We start from the raw sequence: 20,527 nt of genomic DNA on the forward strand, positions 1-20,527 counted from the left end.
CTCAGGAAACCTTTGCCGGCAAGCCGGGCAGTGCGCTATCGCGCGGCAGAATCTGCTCCTGGACAGGAGCTGCCGGCGCCGTCCTGAATCGTTCGGTCTTGTGCCATACCAGTTCACGCTTGCGCAGCGCATCCAGCAACTGGTTAACGGCCGCATGGGAAATCGCCGCCAGGCTGACGAGGAAGCCGAAGATGTTCAGCGGCAGCAAGCGTATGCGGTTGCGGTTGCCGTCCAGGTAAGTGGCGGCGGCCATTTCAAAAAAGGCCGCGTTGGTGCCGAAGGCGCCATAGGCCACCATGCCGCTCAGGGCCAGCCAGCCGAACAGCCATTGGTGCGAGGTCATGAAAAACTGGATGATGGTGATGCCCCAGCCGAGCAGCAGCAAGGGCGGCATGATGAATACGCACAGCAGCAAGACGCCGTCGGCTCTTTCGCGCCGGCTGATGCGCGGGTTTTTCAGCAGGCGCATCAGGTTGCGGCCCATGACCTGGTTGTGGCCGCGCGACCATCTGCTGATCTGCCGGATCCTGACCGGCCACGCCTCGGGCACTTCTTCATAGCATTCAGAGCGGTTCTGGTAGACCGTTTTCCAGCCATGCTGCAACAGGCGGAAGGTGACGTCGGTGTCTTCCGCCAGCATGTCGCTGTTCCAGCCGCCGATTTCCTCCAGCGCGCAGCGCCTGACGCCGCCGACGGTGCCACCGTACTGCGGCACCAGCCCCAGGTTCATGCGCGCCGCCTGGTCGACCTGGTAGCCGCCGGCCCGCTCCAGGTCGAGCAGGCGCGTGAGCAGGTTGGCGCCGGCATTGATCGGCACCACGCGGCCCATGATGGCGCCCACTTCCGGATCGAAAAACGGCGCCACCAGCTGCTTGATCAGGCCGCGCGCGGGCAGATAGTCGGCGTCGAAGACGATGATGATTTCGGCCTGGATTCTCTCGGTGGCGTCGCGCAATGCGGCCGCCTTGCCGGGCCGTCCGCTGTCGCGGTGGAACAAGGTGAAGCGGCCGGGATGGGCGGCGGCGATGCGGTCGATGATGGCGCGGGTGCCGTCGCCGGAGCGGTCGTTGACCGGCATGATGATCAGCTTGTCGCGCGGATAGTCGACTTCGAGCAGGGCATTCAATGCATCCGCGATCACCCGTTCTTCATTGTGGGCGGCGACGCACACCACGACTGTGGGCCACAACGCCTGCTCGATATCCAGGTAGGGCTGGCGCTGCTGTCCGAACAGGCGGTTGAGCGTGAACAGATAGTGACGGACCGTGTAGATCACCAGCAAGCATATTATCGCCGCCAGGATCGCGGTCATCAGATCCAGTTCTGCTGCGCGGGCGCTGAATGCCGGCGACGAGGCATGCGCCTCGCCGGCGGCCGCCATCAGGCTGGCAATGAGAAGAAAAACAGGCCGGCGCGCCGCCGCCGGCCGCCGGCATGCCGCTGCCTTGCCAGGAATATCAGGCCAGCTGTCCATGTTTCCCCCTGATTCCGCCGCAACACCAGCCGCGCGTCTATATTTTCTTCAAGCTCTTCGCGACCAGACGTATTTTTTCCATTGGTTCAAATTTTTCCACGCCAAATTCATCGATCTCTCTGCCGCACAGCACAGCGGCGATCCGCTCCGCCGCATGGCCGTCGCCATAGGGATTGACGCGTTGCGTCGCCAGCTGCCAGATGGCGTCGTCTTCGTAAAGCTGGGTCACTGCGGCGACGATGCGCGCCGCGTCGGTGCCGACCAGTTGCACGGTGCCGGCGGCCACCGCTTCCGGCCGTTCCGTGACATTGCGCATCACCAGCACCGGCTTGCCGAGCGACGGCGCCTCTTCCTGCACGCCGCCGGAGTCGGTCAGGATCACGTGCGAATGTTGCATCAGCCGCACAAACAGCAGATAGTCCAGCGGTTCGATCAGGTGGATATTCGGCAGCTGCGCCAAGGCCGCCTGCACCGGTCCCTGCACGTTCGGATTGAGGTGCACCGGATAGACGATCTGTATATCGGAGCGGCGCGACAATATCGCCAGCGCATCGCAAATTTCGGCGAACCCGGTGCCGAAATTCTCGCGCCGGTGGCCGGTCACCAGCAGCAGCTTTTTATCGGCGCGCAGGTAAGGGAAGTGGGCGTCGAGGCGCTCGCGCAACTTGTGGTCAAAGGCAATCGATTCGGTGCTCAGGCGCAGCGCATCGATCACCGTGTTGCCGGTGACGACCACCCGGCCGGCCAGGTGCTCCGTCGCCAGGCTGGCCTTGGCCCCGGCGGTGGGCGCCAGCAGCAGGTCGCTCACCACATCGACGTAGCGGCGGTTCATTTCTTCCGGCCAGGGTTGCGCCAGGTCGCCGGTGCGCAGGCCGGCTTCGACATGGGCCACCGGTATCCGCCGATGGAAGGCGGTGAGAGCGGCGATCATGGCGGTGGTGGTGTCGCCATGCACCAGGATGCGGTCCGGCCGGGTAGCGTCGAGCACCGGGTCGAGCAAGCCGATCAGGCGCGCGCTCAGCCCATTCAGGGTCTGGTCCGGCAGCATGACGTCGAGACTGTGATCGACCTTGATGCTGAACAAATCCAGCACCTGCTGCAGCATGAGCCGATGCTGGCCGGTGACGCACACCAACGACTGGATGCCCGCCTCGCGTGTCAGCGCCCGTAGCACCGGAGCCATTTTTACCGCCTCCGGGCGTGTTCCGAAGATAGATAGAACTTTCACTTTATACACTCGGCTGTTCGAGTTAAAAAGCCGGCCTGCTGAGATCAGTTTCGCCAGGGCCATGATGTTCTTGCTGCGCGCCTATCCGGCAGGAGCCCCGAAACGAGGGGGAAGTCGACTGCCCGCGACAACGGGTTCGGGCAGCGGAAAGCATGACATCGATGCTTAATTGTTCTTATAGATAAGTTTCTTTTGAGAAAATATTTTAACTCTTAATGATGTTGCTGAGTAATGTAAATCTTATAATAAAAAATGTGATTTAACTGTTACTTATTGTTAAGTATTTAATGCGATTGGGAAATACATTGAAGGCTGTCTGGATAGGGTGTCTTGCGTGGTGCGGATCCTGAGCGTGCCGCGGCGCCAGGCAATTTTCCGGTGTGCGAAAGTAACAATGAAATACGCCGGTGTCAGTTGTGCATATGGGAGCCGAGTTGCCGGGTGGGCTCGCGCAAGCATGGTCCGGATTTCACCGCTATCATTACCGGCATTGCGCATTCGGCGCGGAACGTTTCATCCTCCTCCTGGCATCCCATGCTTTCCACTCTTCTGATTCTCAATCCCTTGTCCGAACAAAGTCTGCAGCGCATTGCGCAAGAATGGCAGATCGTCTATGCCCCTACGGCCGCGCAACGCAGCGACGCCATCGCCGGCCATGCAGCGCAGATACGGGCGGTGCTGACCATCGGCTCGATCGGCCTGCAAGCGCGGGAAATTGCCGCCTTGCCAAAACTGGAACTGATTTGCGCGCTAGGCGCGGGTTTTGAAAACATCGATGTGGCGGCTGCGCGCGAGCGCGGCATCACGGTCGCCAACGGCGCCGGCACCAATGACGCCTGCGTTGCCGATCACGCCATGGGCCTGCTGCTGGCGACGGTGCGCGGCATTCCGCAGCTGGGCGTGGCGCTGCACCAGGGCGTCTGGCGCGATGCGCTGCCTTTGCCGCCCAGCGTCTCCGGCAAGCGGCTGGGGATCGTCGGGCTGGGCACGATCGGCAAGCAGATTGCGCGCCGCGCCGCCGCTTTCGACATGGCCATCGGCTATCACAACCGCTCGCCGCGCAATGACGTGCCGTTCACCTATTTTGCGACGCTGCAGGCCCTGGCCGAATGGGCTGACTTCCTGGTGATCGCCACGCCGGGCGGCGCCGGCACCCGCCATATGGTGGGTGCGGCGGTGCTGGATGCATTGGGGCCGCAGGGGTTTGTCGTCAATATCGCGCGCGGCAGCGTGATCGATACCGCGGCGCTGGCGCAAGCCTTGCGCGAGGGCCGGCTGGGCGGCGCCGGCCTCGATGTCTACGAGAGCGAACCGTTGCCGCCGGCAGAATTGCTGGGCTTGCCGAATGCGGTGCTGACGCCGCATGTGGCCGGATGGTCGCCGGAGTCGGTGGCCGAGACGGTGCGCCTGTTTTTGGAAAACAGCCAGCGACATTTTTCAGGGCAGCCGGTGCTGACGCCGGTCTGATGAAACAAAAAATCCGGCGGTTGCCGGATTTTTTTTGCTGCTGCCACAGGCATATCAGTTCAGGAACTTCTTGTCCTTGGTGATCATGGTCATGTCGACGAACGTCGAGCCGTTATGATTGCTGCCGCTGAAGTTGACGTCGAAACCGCCGCCGTTGTAGTTCTTCATGTTGATCGATTCCAGCGCCTTGACCAGTTTTGCCCGCGTCAAATCCTTGCCGGCGCGCTTCAGGCCCTCGACAAATACCTTGGCCGCGATGAATCCTTCCAGGCTGGAAAAGTTGGATTCCTTGACGCCGGATTTTTCCATCAGCTTGACATATTCGGCGACCACTGGCGCCGACGAACTCCACGGAAATGGCACAACCTGGGAAATCACCACGCCTTCGCCTTCCTTGCCCAGCGTATCGGCCAGCGCCTGGCTGCCGACGAACGAGACGTTATAGAACTGTCCGTTGTAGCCGGCCTTGCGCATTTCCTTGATGTAAGCGGCGCACGAAGCATAGGCGCTGATCTGGATCACGGCGGCGGGACGTTTCGGCAGGATTTTGCCGACGGCCTTGCTGACGTCGGTGCTGTTGCGTTCCACCGTGGCCGATTCGACCATTTCCAGATTCAATTTCTTCAAGGCCCGCTGCACGCCTTCCAGTCCGGCGCGGCCATAGGCGTCGTTCTGGTAGAACACAGCGATGCTCTTGATGCCGACGTTCGCCAGTTTTTCCACCAGATGCTCGGTTTCGTCGAAGTAGCTGGCGCGAACGTTGAAGACCTGGCGGTTGAGCGGCTCGCGCAGCGATTGGGCGCCGGTGACCGGCGCGAAAAACGGCACGCCGGCTTCCGTGAAAATCGGCAAGGCGGCATTGCTGGTCGGCGTGCCGACGTAGCCGAACAAGGCGAATACATCGTCTTTTTCAATCAGCCGCTTGGTGTTGGCGGCGGCCAGGTCGGCTTCGTATTTATCGTCCGCCTTGATGATTTCGATACGGCGTCCAAACACGCCGCCTTGCTCGTTCACCGAATCGAAGTAGGCCTTGGCGCCGGCATTCATCTGTATCCCCAGCTGCGCGGCCGGGCCAGAAAACGCCGCCGACTGTCCCAGCACGATTTTCTGGTCGGTGACGCCGGATTCGGCGAAGCTGGCGGAAATGGGGCCGCAGACGCCGATGACGAGCGGCAGTACAAAGGATAAGAGACGGCGGGGAAGATGCATGATTGCCACTTTCTGATGTTGATCAAGCGATGCAATGGAGCAAGCATGAATCATACCTTCCCGCATGGCGCCGCCGCGTATTATAGATATATCACTGCAGAAACAAAAATGTAAACAGTTCAATTCAGATAGATCTGAACGACATGACGCGCAGCCGTCATCAAGCATGATCTTCCCCGCAAGCCCTGCCAGCGTTGGCGGGGCGGTGCCATGACATCCCCTCGCATCCTCTCCAGCGCAATTTTCTGTTGCCAAAATCCTATTTGCGATTGAGAATGAAATTATCATAAACATAACATTTGTAATCCATTGTTAAGGAGATAATCTTGTTTGGTTCGCCACGCATCTTGAGTGCTTCCAGCACCGCCATTCCGATCATTCTGGATCAGCCCGCTTTAGTGCCGATCAGCATAACGGGGACAGAAGCCCTCAACAAACTTTACCAATACAACATTGGATTTCGCACCCCGGACACCTTAGCGCACTTGGGAGCCCAGGCAGCCAACTACGATCTGGATGACTTCATCGGGCAAGAACTGACGCTGACGATTTCCCTGGAGGGTAATGGCACCTTTGTTGCCGGCATGGCCGGCGCCAGCGGCATGGGCAATATCGGCGCCGGCACACGGGAAATTTCCGGCGTGATCCTGGATGCCCAGATGGTGCGGCAAGTCGGGCGGCATGTGCATTATGAGATTACCCTCGTGCCCTGGCTGTATCTGGCGACGACGAATGCCGACAACCGGATTTTTCAGGACAAGACCGTGGTAGAGATCATCGATGCCGTCCTGGGCGGGTATGGATTTCCGATCGAAAAGCGTTTGTATGATCTGCAACGCTATCCAAAGCGCGATTACACGACGCAATCGAACGAATCCGATTTCAATTTTATTAGCCGCTTGCTGGAAAATTGGGGCATCAATTACTACTTCGAGCACAAGGACGGCAAGCACACTCTCACGCTGACGGACGCCAACGCGTCGCATGCGCCGTTCCATAGCGAGGCGTATCACGTCATCCGCTATTACGAAGAGAAGCCGCGGCGCATTGATGAAGAATTCATCCATTCCTTTTCCCCCATCAACCGCATCACTTCAGGCGCCTACACCAGCGGCGATTACGACTACACCCGCCCTCGCGCCGATCTGACGATTACCCACAGCGAACCGCGCATCGCAGGACAAGAGGCGGAAGTCTATGAATATCATGCCGACAGTTTTTACGTGCAGCCCAAAGCCGGCGTCCAGCAGGCAAGCAACGACCCGCAAGACGAAGGAAAATTCATCGCTCGCATGCGCATGGAGCGCTTGCGCAACAATGGCCGCCGCGCCACCGGCGCCGGCCATCTGCGCGGCATCGTGCCAGGCTGCATTTTTACGCTTGCGCGACATCCCACCGACAAGGCCAACATCGCCTATCTGGTTCTGTCCGCCACGCTGACGATAAAAGATATCGCCCAGGAATCCCAGCCTGGCGACAACGCCGCGCCATATCACATCGACGTCGAATTCGAGGTCGTGCCAGTCAAGGGCAACAGCTACCGGCCGGAACGCCTCACGCCAAGGCCGGTGATGCATATCGCTACAGCGATCGTGGTCGGTGCAGAAAAGAATAATCTCTGGACCGATTACCTGGGCAGAATCAAGGTGCAGTTTCCCTGGGATCGCCTCGGTGAAAAAAACCAGAACAGCAGTTGCTGGGTGCGCGTTGCCAACGCCTGGGCAGGCAATCAGCTGGGCAGCATGCACCTGCCAAGACTGGGACAGGAAGTGCTGATCGGCTTCATCGACGGCAATCCGGATTTGCCGATTTGCACCGGCCGGGTCCATAACCAGCATAATTTGCCGCCCTGGTCATTGCCTGACCAAAGCGCTCTGTCCGGCATCCGCACCCGCGAACTGCTGGACGACCAGGGCAATTCCGCTGCTGGCCGCAGCAACCACCTGGTGTTCGATGACACGGCCCAACGCATACAAGCGCAGCTGAAAAGCGATCATCTGTCCAGTTCGATCTCGCTCGGCAGCATCGCCCGCATCGACAACAACGCCGGCCGCAAGGATCTGCGCGGCGACGGCGCCGAAGTCCGCACCGATGGCCCCTTGGCGCTGCGCGGCGGCGCCGGTGTGCTCGTCAGCGCCGAAGCCAGGCACAACGCCCAAGGCCACATGACGAGCATGGACGAAACCGTGCAGCGCTTGCAGCAGGCGCGGGAGCAGCATGAAACCCTGGCCGATCTCGCCCGGCAAGGTCAAGCGCAAGAGCCTGACGCCGACCAGCGCGATGTCGTCAACGTCATCAAAGCACAAAATGAGGCGATCAAAGGCAGCGGCGGCGACCCGGCTGCCGGCCAATTTCCCGAGCTGGCAGAGCCGCACCTGGTGCTCGCCAGCCCGGCCGGCATGGAATCGACCACAGCACGCTCCACCCATCTCGCCAGCGGCGAAGACACCGCCATCACCAGCGGGCGCCATTTCTCGGTTGCCAGCATGGGCAGCCTGTTCGGCAGTGTCGGCAAAGGCATGCGTTGGTTCGTCCACACGCTCGGCATCAAGATGATCGCTGCCGCCGGCCTCATCGAAATCAAAGCCTTGACCGACATGATCAGATTGATCGCTCAAGAAGGCATTGAAATTTTGAGCACAGACAAAGGCATACGCATCATCGCCAAAACTCAAGTGGAAATTGGCGTTGAGGGTGGTTCCCGCACTGTGTGGGAAGGCACGAGCATCAATCATTACGCCCAGGACCATATCGTCAATGCCAAACATGCTGTCCCCGGGCCGAAACTGATGCCTGATAGGTTGCCAACCCTACCCAAAGTCGATCCATGTATCCCATGCTTACTACGACAGGCCAAATTGGGCGGACCTCTTACTACACCGGAGTGATACAGCCATGACCACACCCACCCTGTTTGTATTCATCGATACCGCGATGATAGATGGCCTCAAAACCTACTACCCACAATCGCATCCAGAATGGTTGTATCCACTGTATGACGGAAAAGAGGCTGCACTGCTGGGGCCAGTCATCATCGATGCCGCAGCGGTGGAAGCGATGCAGGAATTTAGCCAGGTGCAAGCGCTATGGAATGCACTGAAGCCCAGCCTGCACATATCACTGATACGCACCACGCTCACTGCGCCAGAACTGGTGAAGCACTTGCAGCAGTTCACGCGCGTCATGGACGATACCGGTAGCGTTTTCTTTCTGCGCTTTGCAGACTGCCGCATGCTTGTCCATCTGCCCAGCACGCTCACATCAGCACAATGGCGTGGTTTAACGCTGCCGATGGCTGAGTGGAAAATTCATCAGCGTGATGACTCACGTCTTGATCTGCCGCTAGCGTCATCGGAAACGGAACCGCATAACGGGCCTTGGGTGCTGACGACTGAGCAAATCGATCAACTGACTACCGCATCCCTGCCTGACGCGCTACTGCATCGCCTAGGCTATGAGGCGCAAACACTCGGCGAGCACACCTACGCCCATTGGAGTTTGGCCTATCACTGCGTGCAACTGTGGCTGCAGAGCGGGAGTGGCAATCAGCAGGTATTGACGGCATTGGGCAAGCACATGTTTGCTACGCGAGGAAACGCATTGGAGCAACGGGACTGGGTGACTTTTTTAGCGCATGCCACACAAGAAGACATGCAAGATATTTTAGAAAAGCAATGAAAGGACGCGCCATATGAAAACAAAACAATCCGTGTTACCTCGCTGGTTTTTATCAATGGTGCCGGCACTGTCACTGAGCGCTTGCGCCAGTTCTGATGCCTTTTTATCTGAAGGATCAACCTCGGTATCGGCCGTTGGTCATACAGGAAGAATGCTTGGTATTTCGAAATTTTATGTCAATGGGGCATGGGGAGGAAATGTCTCTGGCTGGGGCGGCGGCGGCGGTACCGTTTGCTGCGTCAAAGTGCCGACACCAACACCGAACAAGCCGGCAATGGTGACTGTGAAATGGGAAACATGTGACAAGGGCCATATCAAGTTTGTCAACGGCCTTGCTGTTGATCCCAACCCTCAATGCGTAAGTGAATGGCATGAGGCGACAGTGCCTGTGCATTTCGTGGTGCCACTTGGCAAGGGAGCAGGTATGAAGGTGCATTTTTTACCAGAGAATCATGTGGAAATTTGGTACACGCGCGAGGGCGTACTCAGCCCAGATTACCCTGGCCCAGCTTACCCACGCAGCCGTCCAGGCCCAGACTATGCATCCCCACTCGATGACAAACGTATCCAGAAAAAGGAGCAACAATGACGACCGCTCAATACGGCCTTTTCTCCATGAAAATCAAAATGCATCGTTTTTTTTACCTGATGCTGCTGGCGCTGTCACTGAGCGCTTGCGCCAGTTCTGATGCCTTTTTATCTGAAGGATCAACCTCGATATCGGGCGTTGGCCACATAGGCAGAATGGTTGGCATTCCGAATTTTTATGTCAATGGCGCCTGGGGTGGAAGCGCCACTGGCTGGGGCGGTGGCGGCAGCACTGTTTGCTGCGCCAAAGTGCCGACACCAAAACCGAACAAGCCCGCAATGGTGACGGTGAAATGGGAAACATGCGATATCAGCCATATTAAATACGTCAACAATAAACGTGTTGATCCAGATGCCCGTTGCATTAGTGAATGGCATAAGGCGACTGTGCCGGTGCATTTCGCTGTGCCTCTCGGTGATGGTGCTGGTTTGAAAGTACATTTTTTACCAGAGAACCATGTGGAAGTTTGGTACACGCTTGAAGGTGTTATTAGTCCCAAATATCCTGGGCCTGCCTATCCCTTTAGTCGCCCAGGCCCCGACTATGCATCTCCACTTGATGACAAACGTATCCAAAAAAAGGAGCAACAATGACGACCGTTCAAGACTGTTTAGTACCCGTAAAAGTGACCTGTGCTCCAGGGTTGCCTGTCTCTTGTGGCGGGCATTGTGAATACACCCTCAACATTGGCATCTTCTTTGATGGCACGGGTAATAATCGCGAGGCAGATAGCGGCAAAGATGGACAAAGCAATGTCGCACGGCTTTATGATGCATACCGGGAAGAATCGGCTGAAGGCTTTTTCCGTCATTACATTGCCGGCGTTGGCACTCCATGCAAAGAACTGGGTACATCTGGTAAAAATCCCTTGGAAGCAGCAGCAGGGAAAGGTGGCCAAGCGAGAATTTTGGTAGGACTATTACAAATAATAAATTCGATAAATATATTTATAAATGGCCCCGCCAAATTTTCAGATGCCCAAATAGCCGCCCTATGCTCAGAAACATGGGTACGTCCCGACGACCCCTCTCGCGACCTCGTCCCGCGCGAAGAAGAGCGCATTCTCAAAGCGTTGGGACTCGAACGCGGCTTGGTCGACAATCCCGGTCGGGGCACTTTTTTTGCCAAACTGGCTGGCGAATTGAGTACGAAATTAGCAGACCCCAAGATGCCCAGAAAAGTCACCGGCATCTATATCGATGTTTTCGGTTTTTCACGCGGGGCAGCGCAAGCACGCGCATTCACCACCTGGCTGCATGACTATTTATTGTTCGGCGCCACGACTTCTACCGATCACAACAGAGAATTATTCGGCATCGCCTCTTATGTGCGCCTATTGGGCATTTTCGATACCGTCGCTTCGGTCGGTAATCCTGCCGATCCTTATAAAAATCATCAAAACTGGGCTGAACCCAAAAATTTACACATTCACCCGGCGGTCCGGCAGTGCATCCATTTTGCGGCGATGCATGAATTGCGCTCCAGTTTTCCGCTCGATAGCGTGTGTCAAGAAAATGGCGTCATGCCAACCAATGCTTGTGAGCGCTTTTATCCTGGCGTCCATAGCGATGTCGGCGGCGGCTATGCGCCCTTTGACCAAGGCAAAGCGATTTCTGTCACGCCGCAGATAGGGGCGGCGCCAAAATTAGACGTGGATAGCAAGCTGAAATTATCGCAATTAGCGTTGAACGATATGCTGGCTGCGGCGCGTAAAAGCTGTGTACTCCATACTTATGGTGATCCGTGGCTAAAATTTGACGAACCAAAAGCCGATGAGAGGAGGCTGGAAGAACAATTTGCCATCGACCCTTCAGTCCTCAGCAGTGTCACCGGCTATTTAAAAAACTGCGGGATACCCGAACTACCGAAAGATAAAACACTGCCGGTACCGGAATTGTCAGTAGACCAAACATTGCAACGGCATGGCGAGCTGTATTTGGCGTGGCGCTATCAAGTCAGTCAAAAAAACGCTTTTACTGCATTGACCAGCGTCGCTTATGCCAGCCGCTTTGATAGCGCAGGTTACGAGCGGCTGCTGCACGGCGAGCGCATTTTTGCCGATCAGCTGACCTATGTTCCCAATTCTGCTGCTACGGAATTTGAAGTGGACAAAAAAAAGGGAACTTATTCTCGCAGGGCTGCCGAAATACTGACAAAAATTAAAGCAGGAAAAGTGCCGATACATGACAGTGTGCCTGATTTTTTTGATCGCTTTGTTCACGATTCCTATGCCGACTTTGTCAAAAAACTAGGCACCATCGTCGCATCCTTCGCCGAGCACGAAGGCTATATCCGCTATCGCATCGTCTATACCGGCACAGCAACGCCATTGAATGTCCGGCTCGACATGCCTCAACAAACCCGGATGGCCTGATCAGGAGAGCCCGATGTCTGATGTAGCTATCGTCGTCGTTGGCGACGCCCTCAGCCATGGCGGGGTGGTCGTCACCGGCTCGCCTTTCGACACCATCGCCGGCAACGCCGTTGCCCGCATGGGCGATCTGGCGCGTTGCGACCGGCACGGCATGACGCGCATTGCAGAAGGTTCATTGCACCATCGCAGCGGCGGCCTCCCTGTCGCCTTGCACCATCATCGCTGCGAATGCGGTTGCCTGTTGATTGCAGCCGGTGCAGCGGCCCTATCGCGCATTTCTGCGTAATGCAGACAACTTGATGCACAAAGAAATATTTCGACCATGACAGATTCGACAGACACAACGCCCCTTGCACCACTTGTACCATTAACCGGCGATGGCTTGCTCAAGATGATGGGCAATGCATTGCCGGTTAACCGTTCAATACCGTTGAAGGTCGCTGCCAGCGATGCGGACAAAGAACAAGAACGCATCGAGCAAGAAATCAACGCGATCGTTCAGAGAGCCAATAGCACGCCCGAGCAATTGGAGACGCAATTGTTGAAGGTGAAGGCGGCGAACAATCCCTTGCACCAGGCCGCCAAGCCGTTGATCTGGATGCTGGCCGACATGCGCAAAACCGACTTTACGACGCACATTCAAATCGAATCGTTCCGGCGCCTGCTGCACCAGGAGATCATCAATTTTTCCGTGCTGTGCAATCGGGCCGACATCTTGCGAGAGCACAGGACGGCAGCGAGCTATTTTTTATGCACGGCCCTGGATGAATTCGCTTGCGGCACCAAGTGGGGCGGCAGCCAGGGAGCGGGCGACCCCGGCGCCTGGGCCGGCGGCGGCATGCTGGCGGCAAAGTTTCATCAAAATAGCAAAGGCGGTGAAAATTTCTTCTCCATGGCGGCGGGCATTGCCGCCAAGCCGGAACTGCACCGCCACTTGCTGGAGGTGCAGTATTACATACTCAGCTTGGGATTTAAGGGCATGTATCGCGAGGATCCCGATGGCGATAAAAAATGCCATCAGATTTGCCAAGGCATGTACGATATTTTATATGCCAACCAACCGTCTGCACCGGCGCCGCTGTCGCCGAATTTGATGCCTGTCGTGCCGGGCAAATTCATGCCGATGCGTCACATTCCGGTAAGGCTGGTGGCGGCGGTGGCGGTGGTGGCGGCGTTGAGCATGTTTGGCTGGTACAAATACGAACTCGTCACGCAAAGCGAACAACTGGTGCAGGAAATTACCGATATCGGCAAGATGACGCCGCCGCCTGCGCTGTCCACGCCGCTGCGCCTGCTGCCGTTGCTCAAGGCAGACATCGCCAGCGGTAAAGTGGCCGTCGATGAGAGCGAAGCGCGCAAGAGCCGCTTGCTGTTCAAGGGCGACGATCTCTTCGCGGCGGGCGCCGCGACACTCCGTGACGATATGCTGCCCTTGTTGAACAAGGTGGGCGCCGAGCTGGCGAAAGCCTCCGGCCGGGTGCAAGTGATCGGCCACTCCGACAACGTGCCGATCCAGACCCGCGCCTTCCCGAACAATCAGGCCTTGTCGGAAGAACGTGCTGCCAATGTGGGCGATGTGCTGCGCGCAGCCGGAGTGGCCAGCAATCGCTTGGACATCATTGGCCGTGGCGATAGCGAACCCGTGGCCAGCAATGCCAGCGCCGCCGGCCGTGCGGCAAACCGGCGTGTAGAAATCATTGCGTCTCAAGGGGACCTCAATACACCCGTACGTACAACCGATGCACCCCTGTAATCCGTGAAGAACCATAAAAAAGCCACCGACAAATCGGTGGCTTCGGTGGCTTTCAGGACTGCATGACGGCGTCAGGTTGTTACCACATGATAACGCGTTGCTCAGGCGGCAGGTACATCTTGTCGCCCGGCTTGACGTCAAAGGCGCTGTAGAAGCCAGGCTGGTTGCCCAGCGTGCCGTTGCCGCGGAAGCGTGGCGGCGAGTGCGGATCGGTTTTCACGTACACGATCGCTTGCGCATCGCGCACCTTGGCGCGCCATACCTGGCCCCAGCCCAGGTACAGGCGCTGGTCGCCGGTGAGGCCGTCGATCACCGGCGGGGTCTTGCCGTCCAGCGACAGGTGGTAAGCCTTGTAGGCGATCGCCAGGCCGGAGTTGTCGGCGATGTTCTCGCCCAGGGTCAGTTCACCGTTGACCTTGTAGCCGGGGACCGGGCTGTAGGCATTGTATTGCTGTACCAGGGCCTTGGTCTTGATCGCGAATTTCTCGTGGTCTTCCTTGGTCCACCAGTCGCGCAGGTTGCCGATTTCATCGTACTGGCTGCCCTGGTCGTCGAAGCCGTGGCTGATTTCATGGCCGATCACGCCGCCGATGCCGCCGTAGTTGACTGCGTCATCCGCGTTGGCATTGAAGAACGGCGGTTGCAGGATGGCTGCCGGGAACACGATTTCGTTCAGTTCCGGGTTGTAGTAGGCGTTCACGGTCTGCGGCGTCATGCCCCATTCTGCGCGGTCGACCGGCTTGCCCAGCTTGTCGATATTGCGCTTGAATTCGAATTCGCTGGCGCGCATGGTGTTGCCGACCAGGTCGTCACGCTTGATGACCAGGCTGGAGTAGTCGCGCCACTTGTCCGGATAGCCGATCTTCAGCATCAGGGTCGACAGTTTCTTTTGCGCTTGCTTCTTGGTATCCGGGCCCATCCAGTCCAGGCCGTCGATGCTTTGGTTGTAGGCAGCGATCAGGTTGGCCACCAGCTTTTCCATGCGCGCCTTGTTCTCAGGCGGGAAGAACTGCTCGACATAGAGCTGGCCCAGGCCTTCGCCGATGCCGGCTTCGACCACACTGATGCCGCGTTTCCAGCGCGGCTCGTTTTGCGGCACGCCGCGCAGGACGGTGCCCTTGAACGAGAAGTTCTGGTCGACATATTCTTTCGACAGCTGGGATGCGTAGCTGCTCAGCACATGCCATTTGAAATAGGCTTTCCAGACCGGCAGCGGCGTGTCTTGCAGAATCTTGTCGAGGCCCTTGATGTAGGTCGGCTGGCTGATCACCAGGTAGCTGACCTTGTCTTTCAGGCCGGCGCCGGCCAGGTAGCCGTCCCACTCGAAATGCGGCGCCAGCGTGTGCAGCTGGTCCAGTTCCACCCGGTTGTACGCCTTCACCGGATCGCGCAGCTCGACCTTGGTCCATTGGATCTTGGCGAGCGCGGTTTCCAGGGCGACGATGCTGGCGGCGTTTTTCTTGGCAGCCTTGTCGCCGGACTTGGTCAGCATGGCTTCGACATGGGCGCGGTACTTGGCCAGCGTGTCTTTCAGCTTGGCGTCGTCGGCTTTCAGGTAGTAGTCGCGGTCCGGCAAGCCGAGGCCGCTCTGGCCGAGATCGGCGATGACCTTGCTCGAATCCTTGGCGTCCTGGTGGATGCCAAGGTCGTAGGGAGCAGTGACGCCGATGCTGTTCAGATGGGCGATCAGGCCCGGGATCTGTTTCTTGTCCTTCAAGGCGTCGACTCTGGCGAACTCTGCTTCGAGCGGCTTGATGCCGAGTTTTTCGAGCGCCGGCTCATCCATGTAGCTGGCGTACAGGTCGGCGATCTTTTGCTTGTTGGAGCCAGCTTTCAGGTCTTTCTCGGCGCTGACGGCATCGACGATGGTGTGCAGCTGGGTCAGCGAATTTTCACGCAGCTCATAGAAGGCGCCCCACGACGACTTGTCGGCCGGGATTTCGGTTTTCTTGAGCCAGCTGCCATTGACGTAGCTGTAGAAATCGTCCTGCGGGCGCACCGCCAGGTCGGCGTTCGCCATATCGATGCCGCTGACCTGCTTGGCCGAGCTTGTCATGGCTGCGGCAGCGACGGTACGGGGTGTTTGGGCAAAACTGGCGGTGGAGCAGGTATAGCCTGCAACCAGTGTCAGCACAGCTGCACAGATGAGAGAGCGTTTCACGAGTAGGTAATCCTTATGAGAAGTCATCGGAAAAAACAGCCTGGTAAGGCATTCTATAAAGCTATTGCAAATCCCTGTTTATTTTCTTGTCCATCCTTTACCGCAATATCGCCGCCGGATCTTGTTTTTCGCGCAAGGCCGTGCATAGCAGGGTCTTTTCGCGGGTTTGCGCCAGACCGCGGTCGGCGCCCGGCAACTGTCCCAGCAACGGCTGGAAGAAGGCGCTCAGGCGGTCGGCCTCGCTTTGCGAGCAGCTGTCGCCGGCCACCAGGTCCGGCAAGCGGCCGCCGGAAGTTTCACCGCTGCGTTTGATCAGCTGTTCATGGTTGAGTGTAAACCACTTCCACAGCGCTTCGCGGCCTTCGCCGTCTTCCCGGCTGGCGCGCAGCAAGGTGCTCATTTCGCCGACCTTGACCAGCGGGTCCAGCGCCAGGTTGCGGGCGCGCTGGGCGCTGGCCGAGGCGGTGGCGGCGCCCAGGCCGCTCAGGATCGCCATGCGCTGCGCCGGGTCGCTGGTGCTGCCGAGCGCCTTGATCAAGACATCGACTGCCGGCGTCCCTTGTTCTTGCGCGGTGACCGACAGCACGGCACGCAGCAGGTCAGGATTGGCTGCCGCCAGGTCGAGCTTGCCGTCGGCGTTTTTCTCCAGTGCCTTGTCGCCTTGCAGCAGCAGGGCCTGGCGTACTTCCGGCAACTTGACGTCGAGCGCCAGGAACTGGGCCAGCGCTGCGCGCAGCAGCGCATCGTCCTGGCTTTCGCCGGCGCGGCGCTGGTAGCCGAGCTGCTGCAGGCGCGGCAGATACATTGTACGCGCCAGGTCGGTCAGGCGATTGCGCTGGGCGTCGCTGCGGACTTCGTATTTCGCCAGCCACCTGAGGGTGGGAATCAGGGCCGTCGCCACTTCGCGCGTGTTCGACTGCGCCAGGCGCGGCGCGGCCGCCAGCACTGCGGCGGCATCCAGGTCGCCACGGCCGAAGCCGGCATTGATGGCGTCTGCGTAGGCCAGCTGTTCGGTGTCCGGCAGCTGCGCCAGGTTGCCGGTCAGGCGCACCAGGTCGTCGTGCGCCATGTCGAAACGGTAGTAGCCGGCGGCATCTGCATTCGGCATGTACCAGCTGCCGGCGGTGGCGCCGGGCAGCTCCATCTTGCCTTGTGCCTGGTCCAGCAGTTCGCATTGCGTCCTGGCGTCGCCGCCGGCAATGCTATAGCGCACGCAGACCGGGATGCCCCACAGCCGCTGGGCGTCGCCGCTGGAGCCGAGCGGCAGGTAGCGCTGCTGTTTCAGATGCAGCACGGCCTTGCCGTTTTCCATGCTGAGCGCGGTGTCGACCAGCGGCACGCCGGCCTGGTCGAGGAAGCTTTGCATGGCCTTGGCAAAGCGCTGGTCCTTGCCCGAAGCCTTGGCCAGCGCGCTCACCAGGTCGTCCGCGGTGGCGCTGGCAAACTGATGCTGCTTGATATAGGCGCGCACGCCTTGGCGGAAAGTGTCCGCGCCGAGGTAGCGTTCGAACATGTTCAGGACCGCGGCGCCTTTCTCGTAGGTGATGCTGTCGAAAGCCGTGCCGATATCGCCGTTGCCGGTGATCGGCTGGCGGATCTTGCGCACGCTGACCAGGCTGTCGCTTTGCATGGCGTAATTGGCGCCGCTGATCAGTCCCAGGTCGGCGCGGTATTCCGGATGCAGCTGCTGCGTGATCTTGGCTTGCATCCAGGTGGCGAACGCTTCGTTGAGCCACAGGTCGTCCCACCATGGCATGGTGACGGTATCGCCGAACCATTGGTGCGCCAGTTCATGAGCGTTGATGTTGAACGAGCTGCGCACATTTTGCGCCGGCGAGTTGGCGTCCTGCAGCATCAGGTAATCGCGGAAGGTGACCAGGCCGGGATTTTCCATGGCGCCGGCGGCAAAGTCGGGCGCTCCCAGCAAATCCACCTTGTCGAAGGGATAGCCGAGGCCGAAGTAGTCTTCCAGCGCCGTGATGATGGCCGGGGTCTGCGCCAGCGCCGGCTTGATGCGCTCGCCTTCGCCGTGCGGCGCAATGCCGCGCAGCGGCGTCGCATGGGCGCGCCATTGGGTCGCCGGAATCTGCGGCCCGCCGACCACGTCCCACGGACCGACCGCGAAGGCCACCAGATAGGTCGGCAGCGGTTTGGTGGCGGCAAAACTGAGCTTGCGCCAGCCCTTGTCGAGCTTCTGTTCCGCCACTTGCCGGGTGTTGGCGACCGCGACCTGGCTTTCCGGCACGGTCAGGCTGAGCGTGAACGGGGTCTTGAAAGACGGCTCGTCGAAACCGGGGAATGCATAGCGCGCGCTGATCGCTTCCATCTGCGTGATGACATAGGGCGCGCCCTGGCTGCTGACCTTGTATACGCCTTCCAGCTGCTGGTTGAACGGCGCGCTGTACTCCAGCGTCATGCGATAGCGGCCGGCCGGCAGCGTCTGGCCGAACTCCACAGTGGCGACGCCTTCCTTTTTCGCGGCAACCTTGTATCGCGCGGCATGGACATGGTTCGCGCTGTCGCTCAGGCTGACTTTGCCGACGCTCAGGTCCTGGCCGTGCAGCCACAGGTGATCGGCGGCTTGCTTGAGTTCGAGGTCGATGGTGGCGCTGCCGCTGTAGGCGGACTGTTGCGGGTCGACGCGCAAGTCGAGGTGATACGCCAGGGGTTGGGCCCAGCGTGGTAGTTTTCCCAGCGGTGCTGTGTCATTCGGGGTCGCCGCTGCGGCGTTGAATGACGAGATGCTGAGGGCGAGAGCGGCTAGTGTGAAACGACGGGTAGTGCACATCACAGGTCAAATCCTCCCAAATTTTGTCTTGGGATTCTAGCGCGCACGACGATGATTCGCCAGGGAAATAGTCCCTTATATATGCTTTAGTTCGCCGGAAAAAATCATATTTACCTTTTTCCCGATAGCGCGGGGCTGCCGCGATCATTTTGTATTATGTTTAGTTATAGTCCATGCCAAATTAACTTCCATCGATTGCCGTTTTTCAAGCGCACGCTTCTCCTTCCTCATCTCGCGGGTAGGGCAATCCTTACCTGAATTTTCCCATCCAGCCTACATAAATACAGCGGTTTCCTGATGCCCATCCCGGTTTGCAATGACTAATATTCCTGGGTGGAAATTATTTGGCGAGGAAAATATTTATTCCGATCGCCGCTGCGTCGGCATGAGTGTGACCTGGGTTCGTGGCGCGTCATGAAAAGACAGCAGAGGGTGTTGGCGCTATCAAATACCGCGCAATTTCCCGTCGCGAAAAATGCCCGTCAGGGCATTCAGCATTTGCACCGTTCTACGTTTCTTTATTGAACTCAGCCCCTGCCAGGTCGGGGGATATTGACTGGCGTTTCTTTTTTTGCAGGGAGTCGGCTGTGGGTGAAGATTTGCATTTCGTAGTGAAGAACAACGAGGACCAATATTCGATTTGGATGCAGGGACGCAGCCTGCCCGCCGGCTGGGCGGTAGTGGGCGAACCGGCGTCAAAGCAGCAATGCCTGCAGCGCATCGAGCAGCTCTGGACGGACATGACGCCGCGTAGCGTGCGCGAGCACCTTGAACAACAGGCAGGATGAGGAACTGTTTATGCCATATGACGAATATCTGCCGGTAGAGACTATTGTAAAACCCAAGGTCGTTGATTTTCAGGAGCATTTCCTCAAGAAGGAAAAGCCGGTGAAGATTCTAAGGGCAGTCGAAGATTGGCCGGCGATGAAAAAATGGTCGCTTGGTTATTTCGGACAGCATTGCGGCGATGAAACGGTGCTGGCCGAAATCTTCCAGCCTGATCAACGCGGGGTCGGCAATAACAGCCCTCAGGGCTATAGCAAATTTCAGTACTTCAAGCAATTTAAACTGAAGGAATTGATCAATATTCTTTTGACGCAACCGGACCATATGTACTACATGGCCGCCCGTCCGTTCCGAAAACAGTTTCCTAAGCTAAAAGACGATATCGCAGCGTTTCCCTATCTGAAAGGGTGCGTCAAGCATATTCCGGGCGCCACCATGGACTCCTATATATGGATAGGACCCAAGGGCACGTTTACGCCGATTCACAACGATCAGATGCCAAATTTCCTGACCCAGGTTGTGGGCAGGAAGATGGTATATCTTTTTCCACCGGATCAATCGAGCAAGAACCTGTACATAGGCGAATTTGAATTCAAGCCTTTCAGTCCTGTGGATTTCGAGAATCCTGACCTGGAGCGATATCCTAACTATCAATTCTGCACCCCGTACCAAACGATTATCCATCCTGGAGAGACCTTGTTTATTCCGAGGCTTTGGGGGCACTGCGTCATATCCATGGATATTTCAATCTCTATCAATACCTTCTTTGTCACCTACGGCCAGTTATTGCGTTTGGCCCCAGGCTACCTTGCGGCATGCGCGAAGATCGTAATGAAAAGATGGCTGCGCAAAGACAGGGATGACGAACAGGCCCGCCTGAATCCATACGCATAGTGGGACCTCGGCATCGAAACGACGTTCGTTGATAAGCGTGCGGTCTTCTGAGCTGTTCTACGTTTTTTATTGAACTCAAGCCCCCTGCGGCGCAGGGGATATTGGCTGGCAATTATTTTGTGCAGG

15 protein-coding genes are annotated in these 20,527 nt (G+C 58.1%); 10 read left to right on the forward strand and 5 right to left on the reverse strand.

All coding sequences use genetic code 11. The features are described from left to right. Position 1: 1 nt before the first annotated feature. Together AC07V8_RS08255 and wecB are read right to left on the reverse strand one after the other, a co-directional pair. Complete coding sequence (locus tag AC07V8_RS08255) at positions 2–1,312, reverse strand: glycosyltransferase family 2 protein (RefSeq protein ID WP_494680712.1); 1,311 nt, start codon at positions 1,310–1,312, stop codon at positions 2–4. Positions 1,313–1,511: 199 nt separating this feature from the next. Next, entirely contained in the window at positions 1,512–2,657 is a 1,146-nt protein-coding gene (gene wecB / locus AC07V8_RS08260; protein ID WP_494680703.1) for a non-hydrolyzing UDP-N-acetylglucosamine 2-epimerase, read from the reverse strand. A 579-nt stretch (positions 2,658–3,236) separates the two neighbouring features. Between wecB and AC07V8_RS08265 the strand changes: the two genes are divergently transcribed. Further along, entirely contained in the window at positions 3,237–4,169 is a 933-nt protein-coding gene (locus AC07V8_RS08265; RefSeq protein ID WP_494680704.1) for a 2-hydroxyacid dehydrogenase, read from the forward strand. Between the two features lie 54 nt (positions 4,170–4,223). On the opposite strand, the gene AC07V8_RS08270 is transcribed toward AC07V8_RS08265, so the two are convergent. Next, positions 4,224–5,378 carry an ABC transporter substrate-binding protein gene (locus tag AC07V8_RS08270; RefSeq protein WP_494680705.1) on the reverse strand — a complete coding sequence of 385 codons (1,155 nt, stop codon included), beginning with the start codon at positions 5,376–5,378 and terminating at the stop codon, positions 4,224–4,226. Between the two features lie 326 nt (positions 5,379–5,704). On the opposite strand from AC07V8_RS08270, the gene AC07V8_RS08275 reads away from it, so the two are divergent. Genes AC07V8_RS08275 through tssL form a run of 7 tightly spaced genes read left to right on the forward strand, consistent with a single transcriptional unit; the run spans position 5,705 to position 13,772 of the window. Next, positions 5,705–8,266 carry a type VI secretion system Vgr family protein gene (locus AC07V8_RS08275; RefSeq protein WP_494721457.1) on the forward strand — a complete coding sequence of 854 codons (2,562 nt, stop codon included), beginning with the start codon at positions 5,705–5,707 and terminating at the stop codon, positions 8,264–8,266. 7 nt (positions 8,267–8,273) lie between these two features. After that, positions 8,274–9,056 (forward strand): DUF4123 domain-containing protein, encoded by a 783-nt coding sequence (locus AC07V8_RS08280; RefSeq protein ID WP_494678258.1) that lies wholly within the window; start codon positions 8,274–8,276, stop codon positions 9,054–9,056. A 13-nt stretch (positions 9,057–9,069) separates the two neighbouring features. Beyond that, positions 9,070–9,645 (forward strand): DUF3304 domain-containing protein, encoded by a 576-nt coding sequence (locus AC07V8_RS08285; protein ID WP_494678257.1) that lies wholly within the window; start codon positions 9,070–9,072, stop codon positions 9,643–9,645. Further along, positions 9,642–10,238 (forward strand): DUF3304 domain-containing protein, encoded by a 597-nt coding sequence (locus AC07V8_RS08290; RefSeq protein WP_494678256.1) that lies wholly within the window; start codon positions 9,642–9,644, stop codon positions 10,236–10,238. Before AC07V8_RS08285 ends, AC07V8_RS08290 begins: the two co-directional genes overlap by 4 nt. Beyond that, positions 10,235–12,019, forward strand: coding sequence for a T6SS phospholipase effector Tle1-like catalytic domain-containing protein (locus AC07V8_RS08295; protein WP_494678255.1), 1,785 nt, complete (start codon positions 10,235–10,237; stop codon positions 12,017–12,019). The genes AC07V8_RS08290 and AC07V8_RS08295 overlap by 4 nt, the downstream gene beginning before the upstream one ends. Before the next feature lie 13 nt (positions 12,020–12,032). Further along, positions 12,033–12,305: a PAAR domain-containing protein gene (locus AC07V8_RS08300; RefSeq protein ID WP_494678254.1), complete on the forward strand. Its 273-nt coding sequence runs from the start codon at positions 12,033–12,035 to the stop codon at positions 12,303–12,305. A gap of 36 nt (positions 12,306–12,341) precedes the next feature. Further along, positions 12,342–13,772: a type VI secretion system protein TssL, long form gene (gene tssL, locus AC07V8_RS08305; RefSeq protein ID WP_494678253.1), complete on the forward strand. Its 1,431-nt coding sequence runs from the start codon at positions 12,342–12,344 to the stop codon at positions 13,770–13,772. A 79-nt stretch (positions 13,773–13,851) separates the two neighbouring features. Here the strand turns inward: tssL and AC07V8_RS08310 are convergent, their stop codons facing one another. Together AC07V8_RS08310 and AC07V8_RS08315 are read right to left on the reverse strand one after the other, a co-directional pair. Beyond that, positions 13,852–15,933, reverse strand: a complete 2,082-nt coding sequence (locus AC07V8_RS08310; RefSeq protein ID WP_494678252.1) for a M13 family metallopeptidase — start codon at positions 15,931–15,933, stop codon at positions 13,852–13,854. Between the two features lie 97 nt (positions 15,934–16,030). Continuing rightward, complete coding sequence (locus AC07V8_RS08315; RefSeq protein WP_494678251.1) at positions 16,031–18,721, reverse strand: M1 family metallopeptidase; 2,691 nt, start codon at positions 18,719–18,721, stop codon at positions 16,031–16,033. A gap of 587 nt (positions 18,722–19,308) precedes the next feature. Here AC07V8_RS08315 and AC07V8_RS08320 point away from each other — a divergent pair. Beyond that, positions 19,309–19,509, forward strand: a complete 201-nt coding sequence (locus AC07V8_RS08320) for an MbtH family protein (protein ID WP_211472080.1) — start codon at positions 19,309–19,311, stop codon at positions 19,507–19,509. Between the two features lie 10 nt (positions 19,510–19,519). Then, entirely contained in the window at positions 19,520–20,401 is an 882-nt protein-coding gene (locus AC07V8_RS08325; protein WP_211472078.1) for a cupin-like domain-containing protein, read from the forward strand. Positions 20,402–20,527: the final 126 nt, after the last annotated feature.

It is taken from the genome of Collimonas sp. GW821-FHT02H07 (assembly GCF_059421505.1).

What these genes read in the sequence shown, in the direction of transcription:
- AC07V8_RS08325 (WP_211472078.1), top strand. Translation starts at nt 19,520, where the DNA reads ATGCCATATGACGAATATCTGCCGGTAGAGACTATTGTAAAACCCAAG.
- AC07V8_RS08255 (WP_494680712.1), bottom strand. Translation starts at nt 1,312, where the DNA reads ATGACCGCGATCCTGGCGGCGATAATATGCTTGCTGGTGATCTACACG.
- wecB (WP_494680703.1), bottom strand. Translation starts at nt 2,657, where the DNA reads ATGGCTCCGGTGCTACGGGCGCTGACACGCGAGGCGGGCATCCAGTCG.
- tssL (WP_494678253.1), top strand. Translation starts at nt 12,342, where the DNA reads ATGACAGATTCGACAGACACAACGCCCCTTGCACCACTTGTACCATTA.
- AC07V8_RS08300 (WP_494678254.1), top strand. Translation starts at nt 12,033, where the DNA reads ATGTCTGATGTAGCTATCGTCGTCGTTGGCGACGCCCTCAGCCATGGC.
- AC07V8_RS08265 (WP_494680704.1), top strand. Translation starts at nt 3,237, where the DNA reads ATGCTTTCCACTCTTCTGATTCTCAATCCCTTGTCCGAACAAAGTCTG.
- AC07V8_RS08280 (WP_494678258.1), top strand. Translation starts at nt 8,274, where the DNA reads ATGACCACACCCACCCTGTTTGTATTCATCGATACCGCGATGATAGAT.
- AC07V8_RS08285 (WP_494678257.1), top strand. Translation starts at nt 9,070, where the DNA reads ATGAAAACAAAACAATCCGTGTTACCTCGCTGGTTTTTATCAATGGTG.
- AC07V8_RS08315 (WP_494678251.1), bottom strand. Translation starts at nt 18,721, where the DNA reads ATGTGCACTACCCGTCGTTTCACACTAGCCGCTCTCGCCCTCAGCATC.
- AC07V8_RS08270 (WP_494680705.1), bottom strand. Translation starts at nt 5,378, where the DNA reads ATGCATCTTCCCCGCCGTCTCTTATCCTTTGTACTGCCGCTCGTCATC.
- AC07V8_RS08295 (WP_494678255.1), top strand. Translation starts at nt 10,235, where the DNA reads ATGACGACCGTTCAAGACTGTTTAGTACCCGTAAAAGTGACCTGTGCT.
- AC07V8_RS08290 (WP_494678256.1), top strand. Translation starts at nt 9,642, where the DNA reads ATGACGACCGCTCAATACGGCCTTTTCTCCATGAAAATCAAAATGCAT.